Source organism: Arsenicicoccus cauae (genome assembly GCF_009707125.1).
Taxonomy (GTDB): domain Bacteria; phylum Actinomycetota; class Actinomycetes; order Actinomycetales; family Dermatophilaceae; genus Arsenicicoccus; species Arsenicicoccus cauae.
The window spans coordinates 234,300-255,447 of record NZ_WLVL01000039.1 but is presented as its reverse complement, the minus strand read 5'-3'; the positions used below and the strand labels follow the sequence as shown (position 1 = coordinate 255,447).

General features: G+C 72.4%; 16 protein-coding genes, 1 tRNA gene and 1 other RNA gene. 12 read left to right on the top strand and 6 right to left on the bottom strand.

What is annotated here, in order from left to right; translation table 11 throughout:
- Window positions 1-24 precede the first annotated feature (24 nt).
- Window positions 25-360, bottom strand: a complete 336-nt coding sequence (locus GGG17_RS11655) for a type II toxin-antitoxin system VapB family antitoxin (RefSeq protein ID WP_311966635.1) — start codon at window positions 358-360, stop codon at window positions 25-27.
- A gap of 93 nt (window positions 361-453) precedes the next feature.
- On the opposite strand from GGG17_RS11655, the gene GGG17_RS11650 reads away from it, so the two are divergent.
- From GGG17_RS11650 to GGG17_RS11640, 3 genes are all read left to right on the top strand, one after another.
- On the top strand, window positions 454-2,025 hold the full coding sequence (locus tag GGG17_RS11650) for a helicase HerA-like domain-containing protein (protein ID WP_154593871.1): 1,572 nt from the start codon (window positions 454-456) through the stop codon (window positions 2,023-2,025).
- A gap of 530 nt (window positions 2,026-2,555) precedes the next feature.
- Window positions 2,556-2,804 (top strand): M4 family metallopeptidase, encoded by a 249-nt coding sequence (locus GGG17_RS16565; protein WP_311966633.1) that lies wholly within the window; start codon window positions 2,556-2,558, stop codon window positions 2,802-2,804.
- A 75-nt stretch (window positions 2,805-2,879) separates the two neighbouring features.
- Window positions 2,880-2,967, top strand: a tRNA-Ser gene (locus GGG17_RS11640).
- A 69-nt stretch (window positions 2,968-3,036) separates the two neighbouring features.
- Here GGG17_RS11640 and GGG17_RS11635 read toward each other — a convergent pair.
- Window positions 3,037-5,631, bottom strand: a complete 2,595-nt coding sequence (locus GGG17_RS11635; RefSeq protein ID WP_154593870.1) for a bifunctional FO biosynthesis protein CofGH — start codon at window positions 5,629-5,631, stop codon at window positions 3,037-3,039.
- A 118-nt stretch (window positions 5,632-5,749) separates the two neighbouring features.
- Between GGG17_RS11635 and ffs the strand changes: the two genes are divergently transcribed.
- From ffs to GGG17_RS11620, 3 genes are all read left to right on the top strand, one after another.
- An RNA gene (ffs, locus tag GGG17_RS11630) (signal recognition particle sRNA small type) lies at window positions 5,750-5,846 on the top strand.
- 132 nt (window positions 5,847-5,978) lie between these two features.
- On the top strand, window positions 5,979-8,507 hold the full coding sequence (locus tag GGG17_RS11625) for a DNA polymerase III subunit gamma and tau (RefSeq protein WP_311966632.1): 2,529 nt from the start codon (window positions 5,979-5,981) through the stop codon (window positions 8,505-8,507).
- 119 nt (window positions 8,508-8,626) lie between these two features.
- Window positions 8,627-9,295, top strand: coding sequence for a lysophospholipid acyltransferase family protein (locus GGG17_RS11620; protein ID WP_154593868.1), 669 nt, complete (start codon window positions 8,627-8,629; stop codon window positions 9,293-9,295).
- Between the two features lie 70 nt (window positions 9,296-9,365).
- Here GGG17_RS11620 and GGG17_RS11615 read toward each other — a convergent pair whose 3' ends face one another.
- Entirely contained in the window at window positions 9,366-10,190 is an 825-nt protein-coding gene (locus tag GGG17_RS11615; RefSeq protein WP_154593867.1) for an LLM class F420-dependent oxidoreductase, read from the bottom strand.
- A gap of 107 nt (window positions 10,191-10,297) precedes the next feature.
- Between GGG17_RS11615 and recR the strand changes: the two genes are divergently transcribed.
- Window positions 10,298-10,897, top strand: a complete 600-nt coding sequence (recR, locus tag GGG17_RS11610) for a recombination mediator RecR (protein WP_288797342.1) — start codon at window positions 10,298-10,300, stop codon at window positions 10,895-10,897.
- Window positions 10,890-11,459, top strand: coding sequence for a DUF5063 domain-containing protein (locus GGG17_RS11605; RefSeq protein WP_154593865.1), 570 nt, complete (start codon window positions 10,890-10,892; stop codon window positions 11,457-11,459). Before recR ends, GGG17_RS11605 begins: the two co-directional genes overlap by 8 nt.
- A gap of 1 nt (window position 11,460) precedes the next feature.
- Here the strand turns inward: GGG17_RS11605 and GGG17_RS11600 are convergent, their stop codons facing one another.
- Entirely contained in the window at window positions 11,461-12,762 is a 1,302-nt protein-coding gene (locus GGG17_RS11600) for a glycosyltransferase (protein ID WP_154593864.1), read from the bottom strand.
- Window positions 12,763-12,872: 110 nt separating this feature from the next.
- On the opposite strand from GGG17_RS11600, the gene GGG17_RS11595 reads away from it, so the two are divergent.
- Both GGG17_RS11595 and GGG17_RS11590 read left to right on the top strand, forming a co-directional pair.
- Window positions 12,873-14,141: an aspartate kinase gene (locus GGG17_RS11595; RefSeq protein ID WP_288797345.1), complete on the top strand. Its 1,269-nt coding sequence runs from the start codon at window positions 12,873-12,875 to the stop codon at window positions 14,139-14,141.
- Between the two features lie 13 nt (window positions 14,142-14,154).
- A complete protein-coding gene (locus tag GGG17_RS11590; RefSeq protein WP_154593863.1) occupies window positions 14,155-15,222 on the top strand; it encodes an aspartate-semialdehyde dehydrogenase in 1,068 nt (355 codons plus the stop codon).
- Window positions 15,223-15,324: 102 nt separating this feature from the next.
- On the opposite strand, the gene GGG17_RS11585 is transcribed toward GGG17_RS11590, so the two are convergent.
- Window positions 15,325-16,305, bottom strand: coding sequence for an LLM class flavin-dependent oxidoreductase (locus GGG17_RS11585; RefSeq protein WP_154593862.1), 981 nt, complete (start codon window positions 16,303-16,305; stop codon window positions 15,325-15,327).
- 107 nt (window positions 16,306-16,412) lie between these two features.
- Window positions 16,413-17,543, bottom strand: a complete 1,131-nt coding sequence (locus GGG17_RS11580) for a citrate/2-methylcitrate synthase (RefSeq protein WP_154593861.1) — start codon at window positions 17,541-17,543, stop codon at window positions 16,413-16,415.
- A gap of 95 nt (window positions 17,544-17,638) precedes the next feature.
- Between GGG17_RS11580 and GGG17_RS11575 the strand changes: the two genes are divergently transcribed.
- Entirely contained in the window at window positions 17,639-18,880 is a 1,242-nt protein-coding gene (locus tag GGG17_RS11575) for a citrate synthase (protein WP_154593860.1), read from the top strand.
- A 264-nt stretch (window positions 18,881-19,144) separates the two neighbouring features.
- Window positions 19,145-21,124, top strand: a complete 1,980-nt coding sequence (locus tag GGG17_RS11570) for a PTS mannitol transporter subunit IICBA (protein ID WP_154593967.1) — start codon at window positions 19,145-19,147, stop codon at window positions 21,122-21,124.
- The last annotated feature ends 24 nt before the right edge of the window (window positions 21,125-21,148 follow it).

The window sequence follows — 21,148 nt, the reverse complement described above, 5'->3', positions numbered from 1 at the left end:
CTGGTGCTGGCGAGCCGCGGGGGCTCAGAGCTCGCGCAGGGGCTCGCCGACCGGGGTCCCCGGCGCGTCGAGGTTGAGCACCCGGGCGTGCAGGTGGGGACGCTGCTGCAGGGCCGCGCGCAGCGCCCGGTGCAGGCCGTCCTCGAGGTAGAGGGTGCCCTGCCAGGCCACCACGTGCGCGAACAGGTCACCGTAGAAGGTGGAGTCCTCGGCCAGCAGCTGATGCAGGTCGAGGGTCGCCCTCGTGGTCACCAGCTGGTCAAGGCGCACGAGGCTGGGGGCGATGCCCGCCCAGTCCCGCGTCGTCACCCTGCCGTGCGCCGGGTAGGGACGGTCCTCCCCGATGGCCTTGAAGATCACGCTGCGTAGCCTAGTCGGACCCTCTGACCGTCGGGGGATCGTTGCGTACCGTCCCGGCGCGCAACGTCCGGGCGACCGCCCCCGGCCACCGCTATGGTCGGTCGCGTGACCGACACGACCTCCCAGCTCGACCAGATCCGCAGCGGCTACGCCTTCGACGGGCCGGCTCTCGACCTCGGCGCCGCCGTCGTCGACGGCACCGCTCACCCCGACGTGCCGGTGCGGCTGCCGCTGGCGGTGATGAACCGCCACGGCCTCGTCGCGGGCGCCACCGGCACCGGCAAGACCAAGACGCTGCAGCTCATGGCCGAGCAGCTGTCCGCGAGCGGCGTCCCCGTCTTTCTCGCCGACATCAAGGGCGACCTGTCCGGCCTCGCGTCGCCCGGCACCAGCAACGAGCGGCTCGCGGCACGGGCCGCAGACGTGGGCCAGACCTGGGAGGCGAGCGGCTTCCCGACCCAGCTGCTCACCCTCGGGGGCCTCGGCAAGGGTGCCCCGATCCGCTCGACGATCACGAGCTTCGGCCCCACCCTGCTGTCGAAGGTGCTGGGGCTCAACGACACCCAGGAGTCCAGCCTCGGGCTGATCTTTCACTACGCCGACACCAAGGGTCTCCTGCTCGACGACCTCAAGGACCTCCGGGAGGTGATCACCCACCTCACGAGCGACGAGGGCAAGGCTGAGCTCAAGAGCATCGGCGGCCTGTCCAAGGCCACCGCCGGCGTCATCCTGCGCGAGCTCGTGACCTTCGACAACCAGGGCGCGGCCGCCTTCTTCGGGATGCCGGAGTTCGACACGGCCGACCTGCTGCAGGTCGGGTCCGACGGTCGCGGCGTCGTGTCCTGCCTTGAGCTCCCGGCCGTGCAGGACCGCCCCGCGCTGTTCTCGACCTTCCTCATGTGGCTGCTCGCCGACCTGTTCCACGACCTGCCCGAGGTCGGTGACGTCGACCGGCCCAAGCTGGTGTTCTTCTTCGACGAGGCGCACCTGCTCTTCGACGACGCGTCGGACGCCTTCCTCGACGCGATCGAGCAGACCGTGCGCCTCATCCGCTCCAAGGGCGTCGGCGTGTTCTTCGTGACGCAGTCCCCCAAGGACGTCCCCGCCGGCGTGCTGGGGCAGCTCGGCAACCGCGTGCAGCACGCGCTGCGGGCCTTCACCCCAGATGACGCCAAGGCGCTCAAGGCGGCGGTCTCGACCTACCCGCGCTCGGGCTACGACCTGCAGTCGCTGCTGACCCAGCTCGGCACCGGCGAGGCGGTCGTCACCGTCCTGTCCGAGAGCGGCGCGCCCACGCCTGTGGCCTGGACCCGGATGCGGGCCCCGCAGTCGCTGATGGCGCCGACCCCGGACGCCGAGCTGGACCGCCTGGTGGCGGCGTCGCCGCTGACGGCGCGCTACGCCACGGCCGAGGACCGCGAGTCGGCGTACGAGAAGCTGACGGCTGCCCAGCTGGCGGCGACCCCGGAGCGCGCCCCGCAGACGCCCGCTCCCGCCCCTGCCCCTGCCCCCGACAAGGGCGCGAAGCCCGAGAAGGACGAGCCCGGCCTGGTCGAGCAGGTCGTGCAGTCCTCGGCGTTCAAGTCGATGCTGCGCTCGGCCGGGACGCAGATCGGGCGCGAGATCACGCGCTCGCTGTTCGGGACGGCCCGCCGCCGCCGCTGACCTACCCCCGGTAGTCACATCCGCCGGGCTTGGTTCGCCAGGCGGATGTTCCTACCGGGGGCCGTCACATTCGCCTGGGTTGGTTCGCCAGGCGGATGTTCCTACCGGGGGCGGGCACATCAGCCGGGCTTGGTTCGGCTCGGCCCCGGCCCATCCCGGCCCATCCCGCCCATCCCCGGTCGCCAACTGCGGCCGTATGGCGGCTCGGTCGCCGCCATACCGTGACGTTCCGTGGGGGCGAGCGTTCGACATACCGCCGGGTAGGCCCCTGACCAGGGGATCTCTGCTGCACGTGGATCCATGGTCGTCAGGGTCCTCACAGAATTCGTCGCAGCACGTAGATTCCCGGCACCCGTTGCTCGACGGGTCGACGGCCCCCACCCCGCCCCCGCGGAGATCCGTCGACGAACCCCTGGAGGATCCATGTCACGTGCGCGCACCGCCGCCGTCCTGACCGCACCCCTCGCCCTGGCGCTCGCCGCCGCCCTCGTGCCGGCCACCTCGTCTCGGGCGCCAAGACCGTCAATGGCGTGAGCTACAACAGCCCCACCTGCAACAACAAGCCCGTGGCGGGCGCGGGTCGGGACGCCGCCGCCAAGGTGTGGTACTCCACCCTCACCAACGAGCTGACCTCCCGCTCCGGCTACGCCGACGCCCGTGAGGGCGCGATCCGCCAGGCCAAGGCCATCTATGGCAAGGGCTCGGCGCAGTGCTCGTCGATCGCGGCGGCCTTCGACGGGATCGCGGTGCCGGCCGGGACGCAGACCTGCGGCAACTGAGCCGGTGAACGCCCGGCGACGAGGCGGTGACGCTCGATTGTGAGCGGGACCGCCCCATCCGGTACATTGCTCGGCGGAGGATTCGCATAGTGGCCTAGTGCGCACGATTGGAAATCGTGTTGGGATAAAACCCTCGGGGGTTCAAATCCCCCATCCTCCGCCAGTCGACAGGCCCCGCACCGTTCGTCGGTGCGGGGCCTCGTCGCGTGCTGGGAGGGCTCCCGGGCTCGCCTCAGGCCGTGGGCTCGAGCTCGGCGTAGGTGGTGGAGCGCTGCCTCAGCGGTCGCCCGATCCCATCGACGATCTCCCGCAGCTCGGCGACCGTCTTGGCCGACCCGTGCTCGGACCCCGCCATCCGGCTGATGGTCTCCTCCATCAGGGTGCCGCCGAGGTCATCGGCGCCGCCGCGGAGCATGAGCCGGGTCCCGTCGACGCCGAGCTTGACCCAGGAGGTCTGGACGTGGCGGATGCGACCGTGCAGCAGGAGGCGGGCGACGGCGTGCACGGCGCGGTTGTCCCGCATCGTCGGCCCGGGTCGCGCGACCCCCGCGAGGTAGACCGGCGCGTTGGTGTGCACGAACGGCAGCGGCACGAACTCCGTGAACCCACCGGTGCGGTCCTGGATCCCGGCGAGCGTGCGAAGGTGGCCGACCCAGTGCCGGGGGTGATCGACGTGGCCGTACATCATCGTCGACGAGCTGGGGATGCCGAGGGCGTGGGCGGTCTCGACGATCTCGATCCACTGAGCGCTGGGCAGCTTGCCCTTGGTGAGGACCCACCGCACGTCGTCGTCGAGGATCTCGGCGGCGGTGCCGGGGATTGAGTCCAGCCCGGCCTCGCGGACCTCCTCCAGCCAGGCCCGGGGTGAGACGCCGGCCTTGGCGGACGCCGTCGCGATCTCCATGGGGGAGAAGGCGTGCACGTGCAGCTGCGGCTGCACGTCCTTGATGGCCCGCACGATCCGCGCGTAGTCCCCGGGTCGCAGGTCGGGGCTGATGCCGCCCTGCAGGCACACCTCCGTGGCGCCCAGCGCCACGGCCTCCGTGGCGCGGGAGGCGATCTCGTCCAGGGACAGGGTGAAGGCGTCGGCGTCGGTCTTGCGCTGGGCGAACGCGCAGAACCGGCACCCGACGTAGCAGACGTTGGTGAAGTTGATGTTGCGGTTGACGACGTAGGTGACCTCGTCCCCGACGGTCTCCCGCCGCAGGTCGTCGGCCAGCCGGGTGACGGCCTCGAGGTCGTCACCGTCGCTGGTCAGCAGCGCCAGGTAGTCCTCGTCGGACAGCCCCGCGGGGTCCGCCTCGGCGCGCGCCAGCGCCTGCCTCGCGTCGGAGGGGGTGCGGACGTGCAGGCCGTATGCCGCGCCCGCGCCACCACCATCCGCGTCGCCCGGCGCGCCACTCTCCGCGGCAGCGGCGCTCGTCGTCGCCCGCTCGGCCACGGCCGCCCAGTCGCCGTACACCTCGTCGAAGTCGCCGCGACGGTCCTCGCTGCGGCCCGTCGTGTCGATGGACGCGTGCAGGTCGACCCGGCCGCGGCTCCGCGCCAGCCCGCTGGTGTCGAACCCGCCGTCCGGCTCCTGCCATGCCCGGCCCTCGGGTCGCGCGTCCTCGCGCGCCAGGCCCGTGCCGGGGTCGGCCAGCGCGGCGACGTGGTCGTGCAGGCGCGGGTCGATCCACGCCTCGTCCCGGGTCAGCGCCCCCTGCACGAAGCGGGGATGGGCGGTGAGGCGCTCGCGCAGCTCGAGCCCGGCGGCGGCGGTGGTGTCGCGCAGCAGCGCGATCTCGGGCCAGGGGCGCTCGGGGTTGACGTGGTCCGGCGTGACGGGGGAGACCCCGCCCCAGTCGTCCACGCCCGCGGCCAGCAGGCGGGCGCCGTCGTCGAGGTCGCTGAGGTTGGGCGGGGCCTGCACGCTCGTGCCCGGTCCGAGCAGGATGCGGGTGACGGCGATCGTGGCGAGGTACTCCTCGAGCCCCACGTCCTGGGCCCCGCGCATGGCGGTGTCGTCCTTGGCGCGGAAGTTCTGGACGATCACCTCCTGCACGTGGTGGTACTCCCGGGCGAGGCGGCGGATCGCGAGGATCGACGCGACGCGGTCGGCCGGCGTCTCGCCGATGCCGACGAGGATCCCGGTGGTGAAGGGCACCCCGACCCGTCCCGCGTCCTCCAGCACGCGCAGGCGCACGGCCGGGTCCTTGTCGGGCGAGCCGAAGTGCGGTCCGCCCGGCTCGGTCAGCGCCGTCGAGGTGGACTCCAGCATCATCCCCATCGACGGGGCGACCGGCTTGAGGCGCTGCAGGTCGGACCAGCTCATGACGCCGGGGTTGAGGTGGGGGAGCAGCCCGGTGTCCTCCAGCACCCGGATCGCAGCGGCCCGGACATAGGCCAGGGTGTCGTCATACCCCTTGCTGTCCAACCACTCTCGTGCGGCCGGCCAGCGGTCCTCGGGGCGGTCGCCGAGGGTGAAAAGCGCCTCCTTGCAGCCCTGCGCCGCGCCCTGACGGGCGATCTCGACCACCTCGTCGAGGGAGAGGAAGGGCGCCTGCACCCGGCCCGGCGTCGTCGCGAAGGTGCAGTAGTGGCACCGGTCCCGGCACAGCCTGCTCAGGGGCACGAAGACCTTGCGGGAGTACGTGACGACGCCGGGGCGCCCGGCCTGGACCATGGCGGCGTCGCGCACCCGGCTCGCCGCTACGCACAGCGACTCCAGGTCGGCGCCGCGAGCCCCGAGCAGCACCTCCGCCTCGGCCGGGTCCAGCGCCTTGCCGTCCCGCGCCCGCGCCAGCGCTCGTCGCATCGCGTTGCTGGACCTGCCGTCGTCCGTCATGCCCACCACGCTACGTCGGGGTGCCGACAGACCCCATCCCGTGTCCGGGGGAGCAGCGCTCGCGAGCCGGGACTGGTCCGGGATTGGTTGAGCGGGCGGGGGCTGGACTAGCATGAGGGTCGGCCCCCCGCGTGGTGGTACCTCTCCCAACTCCCCCAGGGCAGGAATGCAGCAAGGGCAAGAGAGCTCTTCCAGGTGCGCGGGGGGTCTTCGTCTGCTCTCCCCGCCTGCCGTCCCCCCCGCCTGCCGTCCCCCCCGGGTGCGGACCAGCGCGTATGCCGGTCCGGCCGCCCCAGGCCGGCGTGACGGCATACCCCTTGTCAGAGGCGACGACTAGGGTCGTGGCCGTGAGCACAGCCCTCTACCGCCGCTACCGCCCCGAGACGTTCGCCGACGTCATCGGGCAGGAGCACGTGACCGAGCCCCTAATGCAGGCCCTGCGATCGGGGAGAGCCAGCCACGCCTACCTGTTCAGCGGTCCGCGAGGCTGCGGCAAGACGACCTCCGCCCGCATCCTCGCCCGTTGCCTCAACTGCGAGCAGGGTCCGACCGACACCCCCTGCGGCACGTGCGAGTCGTGCGTGGCCCTGGCGCGCGGTGGCGCGGGGTCGGTGGACGTGATCGAGATCGACGCGGCGAGCCACGGTGGTGTCGACGACGCCCGTGACCTGCGGGAGAAGGCGTCCTACGGCCCGGCCCGGTCGCGCTACAAGGTCTACATCATCGACGAGGCGCACATGGTGACGCCGCAGGGCTTCAACGCGTTGCTCAAGATCGTCGAGGAGCCGCCCGAGCACGTGAAGTTCGTCTTCGCGACCACCGAGCCGGACAAGGTGATCGGCACGATCCGATCGCGGACCCACCACTACCCCTTCCGGCTCGTGCCGCCCGCCCGGCTGACGGAGTACCTGCAGGAGCTGTGCGACGCCGAGGGCGTGCAGGTGGCGCAGGGGGTGCTGTCCTTCGTCGTGCGCGCGGGTGGTGGCTCGGTGCGTGACTCGCTGTCCGTGCTCGACCAGCTCATGGCGGGGGCCGGCGAGGAGGGGCTGACCTACGAGCGGGCGGCGGCGCTGCTCGGCTTCACCGAGGTGGAGCTGCTCGACGCGACGGTGGACGCGCTGGCCGCCGCCGACGGTGCCGCGGTGTTTCGCCAGATCGACAAGGTCATCGAGTCGGGCCAGGACCCGCGCCGCTTCCTGGAGGACCTGCTCGAACGGCTGCGCGACCTGATCATCGTCCTCGCCACGGACGAGGGCGCCGCCGCGGTCCTGCGAGGGGTGCCCGAGGACCAGCTCGAGCGGATGCGCTCTCAGGCGGCCGGCTTCGGGGCCGGCGCCCTGTCCCGCGCGGCCGACGTCGTCAACACCGGCCTCACCGAGATGACGGGGGCCACCTCCCCCCGCCTGCAGCTCGAGCTCATCTGCGCCCGGCTGCTGCTGCCCGGGGCCGCCGGCGAGCAGGGGTATGCCGCCCGCATCGACCGGCTCGAGCGCCGCATGGAGCTCGGCGCAGGCCACCCCACGTCCGCCGGGCCGGTCGCCGACCTGCGCGAGGTTCCCGGTGCGCGCCAGGGTGGTCTCACCGGCGCCGACGCCGCGCGGGCCGCCGCACGGCGTCCCCCCGAGGCCCCCGAGGCGTCGGCGCCCGCGGAGGCAGCGGTGGCCGCCGCGTCCCCCCCGTCGTCCCCCTCACCGTCGTCCACCACCGCGTCGTCCACCACCGCGTCGTCCACCACCCCGTCCCCGTCCCCTGTGGCCGAGCGGGGGGAGGAGGTGCGCCAGCAGGTCGCGGCGGACGCCTCCAGGGTCAGCGACGTGCCGATGCCCGCGCCGGCTGCCTCGGGGGACGTGCCCCGCAGCGCCGGCGTCTCGGCGCAGGAGCGTGAGGCGCTGCAGCAGAAGCAGGTGCGGGAGAGCCGTCCTGCGGCGGCGCAGCCGCAGCGCCCCCCGCAGTCCCCCGGCGGGGTCGACGCCGACATGCTGCGGCGCGCCTGGCCCGACGTGCTGGCCGCCGTCTTCAAGGACAAGCGCGTGACCTGGACGATGCTGTCCGAGCACGCCCAGATCATGGAGTTCGACGGCCGTCGCGTCGTGCTCGGCATCAACAACCCCGGTGTCGCGCAACGGTTCGCGACGAGCAAGGTGCACGCCGAGGTCGTGCGTCAGGCGCTGATCGACGTGATCGGCGTCGACGCCCAGGTCGAGGGGGTGCCGCTCGCGTCCCACGCGGCCGGTGGCCACGGTGCCGTCCCGCCCACACGCCCGCCGGCAGCCCCGCGGCAGTCCGATCCGTCAACCCCAACAACCCCGTCAACGCCGCCCGCTCCGGGCGCGTCGGCCCCAGGCTCCGCCCCTGACCCGTCCGCGTCGATGCGGGAGGCCATGGGCATGGGGGGAGCGCCCTCCCGCAGCACCGACGACGGCTCCGGTGGCTGGGCCGCCGGCGCGCCGGCGCCCGACTGGGCGGCGCCCAGCCAGCCGACGACGCCGTCCACCGCAGCGGAGCCCCGCACGGACCGGTCGTCGGAGGGACAGACCTCTGCGCCGGCAGGGGAAGCCGACGCGGTGAGGCGCGGTCAGGCCGAGACCTCCGACGGGCCCGGCGCGGCGTCGCACGCCGCGGACGGCCCACGCGACGAGGACGAGCCCGTGGATCCCGAGTCGGTGCCCGTGGACGAGGCGTCGTTGTCGCCCTACCAGCGGGCGATGCGTCGAGCGGCGGCGCAGGAGGGGCGCCAGGCCCAGGGGCGCCAGGTTCGCCGGGTCTCCGACGACGACGTCAGCACCGATGACGAGAGCGTGGACGGAGGTGCCGCCGGGCCGGCGGTCATCGCCAGCATCCTCGGCGGCAAGGTCATCGAGGATCGGAGCCCCTGACGGTGCCCACCGAGGCGGTGGGACCGGCATACGGACGCGGGGCGCGCCAGGGGACCTACCGCCACGTCAAGGACCGCTAGGCTCGCCCCGCACGCCCGTTCCGTCGACTGCGAGGGTCCATGTTCTACCGACTCGTCCACTCGGTGCTCAAGCCGGTGACCCACGCGATCTATCGGCCGCGCATCGAGGGCATGGACAACGTCCCCCGGCGCGGGCCGGTGATCCTGGCGAGCAACCACCTGTCGTTCATCGACAGCTTCGTGATCCCGCTGGCGGCTCCGCGCCAGGTCGCCTTCCTCGCCAAGGCGGAGTACTTCACGGGCACGGGCGTCGTGGGCGCGATCCGTCGCGAGATGTTCGAGGCCGTCGGTGCCATCCCGGTCGACCGCGACTCCTCCCGCGCCGCGCAGCAGTCGCTCGAGGCGCAGCTGGAGGTCCTGCGTCGCGGCGGCGCCACCGGCATCTATCCGGAGGGCACCCGATCGCGCGACGGCCGGCTCTACAAGGGCAAGACGGGAGCGGCCTGGCTCGCGCTGCAGGCGGGCTGCCCGATCGTGCCGGTCGGTCTGATCGGCACGCCCGACATCCAACCCGTCGGCGCGCGCTGGCCCCGGATCGCCAAGGTCACCGTGAGGTTCGGCACCCCCATCGAGGTGGCCGGGCGCTTCGACGGCATCCCCGCCGCCAAGGCCCGCCGCCAGGTCACGGACGAGGTGATGGCCGCGATCCACGAGCTGACCGGCCAGGAGCTCGCGGGCACGACCAACGACCGCTCCGCCCAGGCCTGAGGCGTCCGCTCCGGCCGGCGTCCGTGAGCTGGGAGCACACGTATGTCGGCGGGTGCGGTCAGTCGTGCGGTCAGCGGGAGGCGTTGAGCTCGTCGCGCCACCGCAGCCACGGCTCCACGTGCTCCATCGGGTAGTCCGGCCCGCTCACACCCATCGTGAACGTCGTCGCGCCCATCTCGAGCAGCGGCGTGCCCTCCACCTCCGGTGCCTCCGGCTGCCGCGCGTCGCGCCCGCGGCCGCCGACGCCGACCGACATCTCGATCTCGGCGGGGTCCCGCCCGACCGCGGCGCAGTGGTCCCGCAGCACCGAGGCCTTGTGCCCAAGCTCCTCGCCCGTCGCGAAGGTGTGCCAGATGTCGGCGTGCTGCGCCACGATCCGCAGTGTCTTGCGCTCGCCACCGCCGCCGATCAGCACGGGGATGTCGCGCGTGGGCTGCGGGTTGAGCGCGGCCCACCGGGCCTTGATGCGCGGCATCGACGCGGCGAGGTCGTCCAGGCGAGAGCCGGCGGTGCCGAACTCGTAGCCGTACGCGTCGTAGTCGCGCTCGAACCACCCCGACCCGATGCCGAGGATCAGCCGGCCGCCGCTGATGTGGTCGACTGTGCGGGCCATGTCGGCGAGCAGGTCGGGGTTGCGATAGCTGTTGCACGTGACCAGGGGCGCCAGCTGCACCCGGGTCGTCTGCTCGGCCCACGCGGCGAGCAGCGTCCAGCACTCGAAGTGCGCGCCGTCCGGGTCGCCGTTCAGCGGATAGAAGTGGTCCCAGTTGTAGACGATGTCCACGCCCAGGTCCTCGGCCCGACTGACGGCGTCGCGGAGCTGGGCGTAGGTGGCGTGCTGCGGCTGGAGCTGGAGCCCGATGCGGATGGGGCGCGAGGCGGCGGCGGTCGTCATACCGTCCACCATCCCCGACCCACCGCCGTCGCACCAGTCGACGTCCGCCCTGACCCGGACGCCCGGCACGACGGGGTTTGTCGGCGCCAGGGCATAGGCTCGCGGTTGTGTATGAAGGCGCTGTCCAAGACCTGATCGACGAGCTCGGGAGACTTCCCGGGGTCGGTCCCAAGAGTGCGCAGCGCATCGCGTTCCACATCCTGCAGGCCGATCAGGCCGATGTGAGCCGGCTCGTGGAGGCGCTCAACCAGGTCAAGGCCAAGGTGCGGTTCTGCGTGGTGTGCGGCAACGTCGCCGAGGCCGAGCAGTGCCGCATCTGCCAGGACCCGCGGCGTGACCCGGGCCTGATCTGCGTGGTCGAGGAGCCCAAGGACGTCGTGGCCATCGAGCGGACGCGCGAGTTCCGGGGTCGCTACCACGTGCTCGGCGGCGCGATCAGCCCGATCGACGGCATCGGCCCGGACGACCTGCGCATCACCGAGCTGATGGCCCGGCTCGGCAGCACCGAGATCACCGAGATCATCATCGCCACGGACCCCAACCTCGAGGGCGAGGCCACCGCGAGCTATCTCGCGCGCCTCCTCGGGCCGCTGGGGCTGCGGGTGAGCCGCCTCGCGAGCGGGCTGCCGGTGGGTGGAGACTTGGAGTACGCAGACGAAGTCACGCTCGGGAGGGCGTTCGAGGGCAGGAGGATGCTCAATGTCTGACCGGACGATCGCGGACGACCTGGCTGCGGTGGAGAGCCAGACCGCTGAGGACGTGCGCGCCTTCTGCGACATCGTGACCGACGTGGCCCGGGGCGACGCCCCCGACTCGGCCATCCCGTTCCTGCTGCTGGGTCTGTCACAGGTGCTCCTGACGGGCGCGCGCCTCGGGGCCATCCAGGACGTCGTCCTGGACGAGAAGTTCGAGCCCGACCCTGGTCCGGACGTCGACACGGACCCGGTCCGCGAGGGCCTGGCCCGGTTGTTCGAGGGCCTGGACGAGTATGCCGACGTCGTCGACCCCGTCACCTCGGGGGAGCTCACGGCAGGCTCCCTGTCCAACGACCTGGCCTCCATCGTCGTCGACCTGGTCCACGGCCTGCAGCACCACGAGGCAGGGCGGCCGGTCGAGGCGTTGTGGTGGTGGCAGTTCTCCTACCTGTCCTCCTGGGGCGACCGCGCCGCGTCAGCGCTGCGCGTCCTGCAGTCCGTGCTGTCCCACATCCGCCTGGATGCCGACCAGGAGACCGTGGCCGAGGCGCAGTTCGAGGCGCTGCACACCTGAGTCAGCGGGCAAAGGTCCGCTCGAGGTGGGCGACCGCCGCCGCGACCCCGTCCTCGGTGCGCACCTGGTCGCCGAGCCTGCGGGCGGCCCCGGCGTACCCGGGTGTCAGAGCCGCTCGTATGCCGTCCGCCAGCCGCTGCGCGGTGAGCTCTCGCCGCGCGACGGGCGCCGGCCCGCACCCGAGCTCGTGGACCCGCCGCCCCCAGTAGGGCTGGTCGCCCATGTGCGGCACGACCACCTGGGGCACCCCCGCGCGGAACGCCGCCCCGGTCGTGCCTGCCCCGCCGTGCCCGACCACGGCCGCCATACGCGGAAAGAGCAGATCGTGAGCGGCCCCCTCGATGGTGAGGACACCGTCGCCGGTGACGTGCAGGTCGGCGTTGCCCCGCAGCACGACCGCACGGACCCCGGCGGCCCGGCAGGCGTCGGCCACGAGCCGCGAGCTCCCGCGAGGATCAGGTGAGCTCATCGACCCGAAGCCGACGTAGACCGGTGGCGGACCGGCCTCGACGAAGGCGAGCAGCGCGGGGTCGGGCTCGCCGGGGTGACCGGGGTGACCGGGGTCGCCGGGGCCGCCGGGGTCGCGGGGGTCGCCGGGGTGGGCGGGCAGCGTCCACCAGCCGGTGACCTGCACCGGCATGGGCCAGTCCGGCGCCGGCGGCACCACGTGCGGGCTGACGGCCAGGAGCGTCGGCGTGCTCCGGATGTCCTCGCGCAGCTGCAACGGGCCGGGTCGACGCACGCCGAGGCGACGACGCAGCTCGGCGGCGATCGGGGCGACGACGGGCTGGACGGCCGTGGAGGTCAGCGCCCCCAGCACCCGGTTGAGGGCGCTGTGGCGACGGGGGAGGGCGGCATACACGTAGGACGACCCGAGCGAGGTCTGCAGCGCAGGCGCGAACAGCGCGATGGCGTGACCGATCCCGGTGGCGCGGGCGAGGGCCCAGCCCGCCTCGAAGGTGAGCGTGCTCGAGATCAGCACGTCGTGGTCCGGCACGGCACGCAGCAGGGTGGTGGAGACGACGTCGGCGGCCAGGGTGCTGACCTCGCGCATCATCCGCAGCTCGCCGACGACGGTGCGAGACGTGCCGCCGAGCCAGCGGCGGCCGAGGTCGGTGCGGGACAGCTCGGCGACCGACACGCCGAAGTCCGTGTAGCCGAGGCCCTGCTCGCGGATCCACGCCTCGAAGTCCAGGGTCGCGGCGACGGTCACCTCGTGACCGGCCGCGCGCAGCCCCAGCCCGAGCGCGACGAAGGGCTGGACGTCCCCGCGAGATCCCCAGGCGAGCAGCAGGTAGCGCACCCGTCGAAACTACCCGAGGCATCTCGGGATGCGGCGTCGGCCAGGCGCGGCGGCGGTGCTCGCTAGGCTGGCCCCGCCCCATCCCCGTCCCCGTCCCGAGAGGCGAGCCCGTGAGCCTGGTGGTCATGAAGTTCGGCGGTTCGTCCGTCGCGGACGCCGACAGCGTCAAGCGTGTCGCACGCCGGATCGTCGAGACGAAGAAGGCCGGCAACGACGTCTGCGTCGTGGTGAGCGCCATGGGTGACAGCACCGACGAGCTCATCGACCTGGCGACGCAGATCAGCCCGCTGCCCCCCCTGCGCGAGATGGACATGCTCCTCACGGCGGGCGAGCGGATCTCGATGGCGGTCATGGCGATGGCGATCGCCAACCTCGGCTACACGGCTCAGTCCTTCACGGGCAGCCAGGCCGGCATCATCACCGACGAGCAGCACGGCAAGGCGCGCATCCTCGACGTCACCCCCGGCCGCATCCGCGCCGCCATGGACGTCGGCCACATCGCGATCGTCGCCGGCTTCCAGGGGGTCTCGCAGGAGACCAAGAACATCACGACCCTCGGCCGCGGTGGCTCGGACACCACCGCGGTGGCCTTGGCGGCGGCGCTCGAGGCGGACGTCTGCGAGATCTACACCGACGTCGACGGCGTCTTCACCGCCGATCCCCGCATCGTCCCCACGGCCCGCAAGCTCGACCGCGTCTCCAGCGAGGAGATGCTCGAGCTGGCCGCCAACGGCGCCAAGATCCTCATGCTGCGCTGCGTCGAGTACGCCCGCCGCTACAACCTCCCGATCCACGTGCGGTCGTCCTTCTCCCACAAGGAGGGCACCCTCGTCATGGACCACCCCGAAGGAGCAGACGTGGAAGCATCCCTGATCTCCGGAGTCGCGCACGACCGCAGCGAGGCCAAGATCACGATCGTGGGCGTGCCGGACAACCCGGGCAAGGCCGCCGAGATCTTCGAGGCGCTGTCTCAGGCCGGCGTCAACATCGACATGATCGTGCAGAACGTCTCGGCCGTGGAGACCGGCCTGACGGACATCTCCTTCACCCTCCCCAAGACGGACGGCCCGCAGGCGGCCCAGTTCCTCGGCCGGGTCCAGGAGCGCGTCGGTTTCCGGTCGCTGCAGTATGACGACCAGATCGGCAAGCTCTCGCTCGTCGGCGCGGGCATGAAGTCCAACCCCGGGGTGTCGGCGACCTTCTTCAAGGCGCTGGCGGACTCGGGCATCAACATCGAGATGATCTCGACCTCCGAGATCCGCATCTCGGTCGTCACCCGCGACGACCAGCTCGACGACGCGGTGCGCGCCGTGCACACGGCGTTCGGGCTGGACAGCGCGTCCGGCGAGGCCGTCGTCTATGGCGGCACCGGGCGCTGAGAAGGAGACTGACATGAGCACTGGAGTCAACCTCGGCGTCGTCGGCGCCACCGGGCAGGTCGGCACCGTCGTCCTGCGGATCCTCGAGGAGCGCGACTTCCCGGTCGCCTCCCTGCGGCTGTTCGCGTCCGCGCGCTCGGCGGGCAGGACCCTGACCTACCGTGGGCAGGAGATCACGATCGAGGACGCCGCGACGGCCGACCCCAGCGGGCTGGACATCGCGATCTTCTCCGCCGGCGCGACCACCTCCAAGGCGCAGGCGCCGCGGTTCGCCGAGGCCGGGGTCGTCGTGGTCGACAACTCCTCCGGCTGGCGCAAGGACCCCGAGGTCCCGCTGGTCGTCTCCGAGGTCAACCCGGGCGCGATCACGGATCGCCCCAAGGGGATCATCGCCAACCCCAACTGCACGACGATGGCCGCGATGCCCGTGCTCAAGCCCCTCGCCGACGAGGCCGGACTCGAGCGGCTGGTCGTCTCGAGCTACCAGGCCGTGTCCGGCTCGGGGCTGGCCGGGGTCGAGGAGCTCGCCGGGCAGGTCCGCCGCGGCACCGACGCGGGCGAGGGCGCCATCGAGGGGCTGACCCACGACGGGTCCGCGGTCGACCTCGGCGAGCCCGCCAAGTACGTCGCGCCCATCGCCTACAACGTGCTCCCCATGGCCGGCTCGATCGTCGACGACGGCTCCCTCGAGACCGACGAGGAGCAGAAGCTCCGCAACGAGTCCCGCAAGATCCTCGACCTGCCCGAGCTGCGCGTCTCCGGCACGTGCGTGCGCGTGCCGGTCTTCAGCGGGCACTCGCTGTCGATCAACGCGGAGTTCGCCCGCCCCCTCTCGGTCGAGCGGGCCACCGAGCTGTTGGCGTCCGCGCCGGGCGTCGAGCTGCGCGACGTGCCGACACCCCTCGAGGCGGCGGGCGCCGACCCGTCATACGTCGGGCGCATCCGTCAGGACCAGTCGGTCGACGGCGGCAAGGGGTTGGTGCTCTTCATCAGCAACGACAACCTGCGCAAGGGCGCGGGGCTCAACGCCGTGCAGATCGCCGAGCTCGTGGCCGACGAGCTGGGGCTGCGCCCCGCCTGACCCGCACCCACCAAAAACCCGCAAGATCGTGAGGGTTTCGTCCAAGCAAGGTGGACGAAACCCTCACGATCTTTGTGTGTGGGTGGCGGGTGAGGGAGCGGCTCAGGGCACGGTGGCGATGATCTCCAGCGCCCGCAGCCGGGCGTCGAGCCCCTGGGTGGCGTTGGTGACCATGAGCTCGTCGGCCTGGGCGTGGTCGCGGAACTCCGCGAGGTAGCGCGCCACCTCGGCCCCGTCCCCGACCGCCGTCCAGCGCATCATGTGCTGCACCTGCTGCCCGAACGCCGTGCCCATCGCCTCGTCCACCTGCTCCTCGGTGAGCTCGGTGCCCCGCCGGCCGGCCATGGTGCGCAGCCGCTGGCGGCGCACCAGGCGGGCCTGCTCCTCCGCCGTGGCGGTGTCGTCCGCCGCGATCACGTTGAGCGCGGCGATGACATAGGGCTCGGCGAGCTGCTCGGAGGGCTGGAAGCGGTCGCGATAGACCTGCACGGCCTGCTCGAGCGCGTCCGGGGCGAAGTGGCTGGCGAAGGAGTAGGGCAGTCCGAGGGCCGCGGCGAGCTGCGCGCCGAACAGCGACGACCCGAGGATGTAGAGCGGGACCTGCGTCCCCCAGCCCGGGTAGGCGTGGATGCCCGGCACGAGCGTGTCCTGCGACAGGTAACCCTGCAGCTCCTGCACGTCCTGGGGGAAGTGGTCGGAGGCGCGCGGGTCGCGGCGCAGCGCACGCAGCGTCTCCTGATCGGTGCCCGGGGCGCGGCCGAGCCCGAGGTCGATGCGCCCGGGGTGCAGCTCGGCGAGCGTCCCGAACTGCTCGGCGATGACCAGCGGGGAGTGGTTGGGGAGCATGACACCGCCGGCGCCGACGCGGATCGTCGAGGTCGCCGACGCGACGTGACCGATCAGCACCGAGGTCGCCGCGGACGCGATGGTCCGCATGTTGTGGTGCTCGGCAAACCAGATGCGCTCGAACCGCCCGGTCTCCTCGGCCTTCTGCGCGAGGGCGACGCTCTCGAGGAGCGCGTCGCGCGTGCTTTGGGCGGGGGCGACGAACGCCAGGTCAAGGATCGACAGGGGAGTGGCCATGTGGGGGACAACAGGGCCGCGGCGGCGGGGATTCCCGGCCGTCCGGCCCACGAGACCGTATGCCGACGCGCCCGCCGCCACCCGGGGTGGCGGCGACGCGCGCCGGCTCAGCGCACGACGGGCGGCCCCACGTAGCGCGCCGCCGGGCGGTAGATCTTGGTCGTGGCCGCCTGCTCGAGGATGTGGGCGGTCCACCCGACGACCCGGCTGACGGCGAAGGTGGGCGTGAACATCGAGCGGGGGATGCCGCAGCGCTCCATCACGACGCCCGCGTAGTACTCGACGTTGGCGTAGAGCTCGCGCCCCGGCTTGAGCTCGGCGAGGGTGTCCTCGACGACCTGCTCGACGGCCACCGCCAGCTCGACGAGGGGCCCGCCGAGGCGCTGCGCCTCGGCCTTGAGCATCTCGGCCCGGGGGTCGTGCGTGGTGTAGACGGCGTGCCCGAACCCCATGATCCGGTCCCCGGCCGCGACGCGCTCGCGCACCCACCCGGGTGCCCGGTCGATGCTGCCGATCTGGTCGAGCGCCTCGAGGGCGCGGTCGGGTGCGCCGCCGTGCAACGGCCCGGAGAACGCGCCGAGCGCCGCGCACAGCGCCGACCCCACGTCGGCCCCCGAGGACGCGACGACCCGGGCGGCGAAGGTCGAGTTGTTGAAGCCGTGGTCGACCGTCGCGACGAGGTAGCGGTTGATGGCGCGCTCCACCTCGGGCGCCGGGCGCTCGCCGGTGATCATCCACAGCCAGTCCGCGGCCGCCGACAGCGTGGGGTCGGGGTCGACGGCGGGGAGCCCGGCGCCCCGGCGGTGCAGCGCCGCGAGGATCGTCGGCGTGGCGGCGGCCAGGCGCAGTGCCTCGGCCCGGACGACGGTGGGCGGGGCGGCATACGTGGGCGGTGAGCCCGTGGCGAGGTGGGAGAGGACGGTGCGCAGCTGCGCGAGGGGCGCGGCCGGGGTGCCGGTCGAGGCCTCGCGGTCAACGAGGTCGAGGGTCGCGTCGTCGAGGACCCGCAGCGGGGCGAGCTCCTCGGCGAAGGCGCGGGCCTCGTCGGGGGTCGGCAGCGCGCCGGTGAGCAGCAGGTGCCAGACGTCCTCGAGGGAGCAGCGCTCGACGAGGTCCAGCGCCGAGTGCTCGCGGTAGTGGTAGAAGCCCTCGGAGCCGCGCACGTCGCCGACGGCCGTGTCGGCGACGACGAGGCCCTTGAGCCCCGGTGGGACGGCGAGGTCGCATGTGGTGGTCATGGGATCACGGTCGGCCTGCTATCAATGTGTTGTCAACGTTGATCGCGTGCATGGTTGACGGTGTCAACGTCGCCTGATCGCCGCTCGGAGGTCGTATGCCGAACCGCCCCGTCCCGCGCCCCGCCCGCACGCGCGTGCCCGACCGAGAGCTGCTCACCACGGCGCAGGTCGCCCGCCTGCTGGGCGTCAAGACGCAGACCGTCTACGCCTACGTGAGCCGGGGGCAGCTGAGCCCGACCCACCGCGACGGGCGGCGGGCGAGCTACTTCGCGCCGGAGGAGGTGGAGGCGCTACAGCGGCGGTCGGGGTCGCTCGGGCGGGGGACCGGGCTGGCGGAGTCCGTGCGCACCACCATCACCCGGCTCGAGGGTGACCGGCTCGCCTACCGGGGGCGCGACGCGACCGTGCTCGCCGAGACGGCGTCGGTGGAGGAGGTCGCGGGCCTGCTGTGGGGTGGCGACGAGCCCGTCTCGGTGGTCGTGGAGGAGGACGCCCTGGCCGACGTCCGCGCAGGGCTGGTGGCCCTGCCCGAGGGGGCCCGCCTCGTCGAGCGGCTGCGCCTGGCGGTGCTGCTGCTGACCGCGCGCGACGCGCGCCGGCACGACCTCGACCCGTCGGCCGTGCGCGAGCGGGCCGGGCGCCTGATCGCCACCGCCACCGCCGCGCTCCTGCCCCGCGAGGCGTGGGGATCGGCATACGAGCGGTCCGACCAGGCGACGAGGTGGACGGCGGTCGTCGGCGGCGACCCCAGGGACGCGTCGCTGGTGGACCTCGTGCGCCGGGCGCTCGTGCTGCTGACCGACCACGACATGGCCGCCTCGACGACGGCGGTGCGGGTGAGCGCGAGCGTGCGCGCCGACCTCGGGTCCTGCCTGCTGGCGGGGCTGAGCGCGATGGACAGCCCGCTGCACGGCTCGGCGGGGGTGCGGGCCCGGCTGCTGCTCGAGGCGGCGGTCGCCGACCCGGCGGGGACCCTCGGACGGGTCCTCGCCGACCCCGGCCAGGCCGCGGGCTTCGGCCACCGCGTCTATCGCGACAGCGACCCCCGGGCCGAGCAGCTGCTGGGACGGCTGCGGGCCGGCGGGCTGGGGGAGCTGGAGGGGCCCACGTCGCTGCTCGAGGAGGGGTTGTGGGATCGGCACGGTCTGTTCCCCAACAGCGACTGGGCGCTCGCGGTGCTGACCCACCGTCACGCCCTGGCAGGCGACGCCTCCGAGGCGGTGTTCGCGGGGGCGCGGCTCGTGGGCTGGGTGGCGCACACGTTGGAGGAGTATGCCGAGGAGCCGCTGCGCTTCCGCCTGATGGGGGTGTACCAGGGACCGCGGGACCCGGCCTGATGTGTCCGTTCATGCCCGTCAGGTCGCGTTCGCTCGTGGTGTCGCGTCCGGTGCTGATGCGCTTGTGCCTGAAAATCTGCGTTCGGGGGACTTTTGCTATTGACCGGGCAGAAGTGGGGGCGCTTTACTGGTCTCACGGATCCTCGCCGTTGAGGGTCACCTGGGAAAGGATCGGCCGTGGCTAGTACCACCGGTACCTCGGGCGGCGCAGAGCGCGTGTCGGCCCGCGTGCACGTCCAGAAGTTCGGAACCTTCCTGTCCAACATGGTCATGCCCAACATCGGCGCGTTCATCGCGTGGGGCCTGATCACCGCCCTGTTCATCGAGAAGGGGTGGCTCAACTCCGGCGGCACCGGGGGTCTCGCGGCCAACAGCTGGGTGGCCCAGATCGGCGGCTGGGGCGACTTCAAGGACGGCGGCATCGTCGGTCCGATGATCACCTACCTGCTGCCCCTGCTCATCGGCTACACCGGCGGCAAGAACATCTACGACGTCCGCGGCGGCGTCGTCGGCGCGATCGCCACGATGGGCGTCATCGCCGGCACCGACATCCCGATGTTCATGGGCGCCATGATCATGGGCCCGCTCGGTGGCTGGACGATGAAGAAGATCGACGCCATCTGGGACGGCAAGATCAGGCCCGGCTTCGAGATGCTGGTCAACAACTTCTCGGCCGGCATCTGGGGCATGATCCTGGCCCTCGCCGGCTTCTTCGCCATGGGCCCGGTGGTCGAGGCCTTCAGCAAGGCCGCGAGCCAGGTGGTGCAGTTCCTCGTCAACCACGGGCTGCTGCCGCTCACCTCGATCCTCATCGAGCCCGCCAAGATCCTCTTCCTCAACAACGCCATCAACCACGGCATCCTCACCCCCCTCGGCACCAACGAGGCCGTCGACAAGGGCAAGTCGATCCTCTTCCTGCTCGAGGCCAACCCCGGCCCCGGCCTCGGCCTGCTTCTCGCCTTCGCGATCTTCGGCAAGGGTCTGGCCAAGGGTTCGGCTCCCGGCGCCGCGATCATCCACTTCCTCGGTGGCATCCACGAGATCTACTTCCCGTACGTCCTCATGAAGCCGAAGCTCATCGCGGCCGTGATCCTCGGCGGCATGTCCGGCGTCTTCACCAACGTGCTCTTCGGCTCGGGCCTGCGCGCCCCCGCCGCACCCGGGTCCATCATCGCCGTGCTGCTCCAGACCGCGAACGACAGCTACGTCGGCGTCATCCTCTCGGTGATCGTCGCGACGGCCGTGACCTTCGCCGTCGCCTCCCTGCTGCTCAAGACCGACCGTGCCGACGACGAGGGCGACCTGGCCGCCGCCACCGCGCAGATGGAGGCCAACAAGGGCAAGAAGTCCTCGGTCGCCTCGTCCCTCACCGGCGCAGCCGCCGGCGCGGGCGTCGCCACCGAGGGCCACAGCGGCTCGATCCACAAGATCGTCTTCGCCTGCGACGCCGGCATGGGGTCGTCCGCCATGGGCGCCTCGGTCCTGCGCCGCAAGGTCAAGGCGGCCGGCCACGACGACGTCACCGTCGTCAACAAGGCCATCTCCACCCTGTCCGACGAGTGGGACCTCGTGGTCACCCACCAGGACCTCACCGACCGCGCCCGTCAGCGGACCGGTTCGGCCGTCCACGTGTCCGTGGACAACTTCATGAACAGCCCGCGGTACGACGAGATCGTCGATCTCCTTGGTCGCACCAACGGCTCCGAGACCCCCGCGGCCGTCGTCACCCCCACCACGGTGGCCGCGGGCTCCACCTCAGGTGCCCGGGACGGTCACACCGTCACCGGTCACGACGACGCCCCCCAGGGTGGCGTGCTGCACCGCGACGGCATCGAGCTGTCGGGCCGCGCCCGGACGCGTGACGAGGCCATCGAGGAAGCCGGTCGCCTCCTGGTCGTCCAGGGCGCGGTGGACGACGCCTACGTCGCGTCGATGCACGAGCGCGAGCGCTCCGTATCGACCTACATGGGCAACCTGCTCGCGATCCCGCACGGCACCAACGAGGCCAAGTCCTCCATCCGTCGCACGGCCCTGTCGTTCGTGCGCTACGCCGACCCGGTGGACTGGAACGGCAGCGAGGTGAAGTTCGCGGTCGGCATCGCCGGCGCCGGCGACGACCACCTCACGCTGCTCGCCTCGCTCGCCCAGGTGTTCCTCGACGAGCAGCAGGTGGCGCGCCTCGAGGCGGCGACGTCGCCGGAGGAGGTGCAGGAGATCCTCTCCACCGTCCAGGCGCAGGCCTGACACAGCCCCTGAGGACCCGACCGA

Excerpts from the sequence above, each read along its gene's own strand:
- GGG17_RS11650 (WP_154593871.1), top strand. The coding sequence starts at position 454 with ATGGTCGGTCGCGTGACCGACACGACCTCCCAGCTCGACCAGATCCGC.
- GGG17_RS11635 (WP_154593870.1), bottom strand. The coding sequence starts at position 5,631 with ATGACGGACGACGGCAGGTCCAGCAACGCGATGCGACGAGCGCTGGCG.
- GGG17_RS11620 (WP_154593868.1), top strand. The coding sequence starts at position 8,627 with ATGTTCTACCGACTCGTCCACTCGGTGCTCAAGCCGGTGACCCACGCG.
- GGG17_RS11615 (WP_154593867.1), bottom strand. The coding sequence starts at position 10,190 with ATGACGACCGCCGCCGCCTCGCGCCCCATCCGCATCGGGCTCCAGCTC.
- GGG17_RS11605 (WP_154593865.1), top strand. The coding sequence starts at position 10,890 with ATGTCTGACCGGACGATCGCGGACGACCTGGCTGCGGTGGAGAGCCAG.
- GGG17_RS11590 (WP_154593863.1), top strand. The coding sequence starts at position 14,155 with ATGAGCACTGGAGTCAACCTCGGCGTCGTCGGCGCCACCGGGCAGGTC.
- GGG17_RS11585 (WP_154593862.1), bottom strand. The coding sequence starts at position 16,305 with ATGGCCACTCCCCTGTCGATCCTTGACCTGGCGTTCGTCGCCCCCGCC.
- GGG17_RS11580 (WP_154593861.1), bottom strand. The coding sequence starts at position 17,543 with ATGACCACCACATGCGACCTCGCCGTCCCACCGGGGCTCAAGGGCCTC.
- GGG17_RS11575 (WP_154593860.1), top strand. The coding sequence starts at position 17,639 with ATGCCGAACCGCCCCGTCCCGCGCCCCGCCCGCACGCGCGTGCCCGAC.
- GGG17_RS11570 (WP_154593967.1), top strand. The coding sequence starts at position 19,145 with ATGGTCATGCCCAACATCGGCGCGTTCATCGCGTGGGGCCTGATCACC.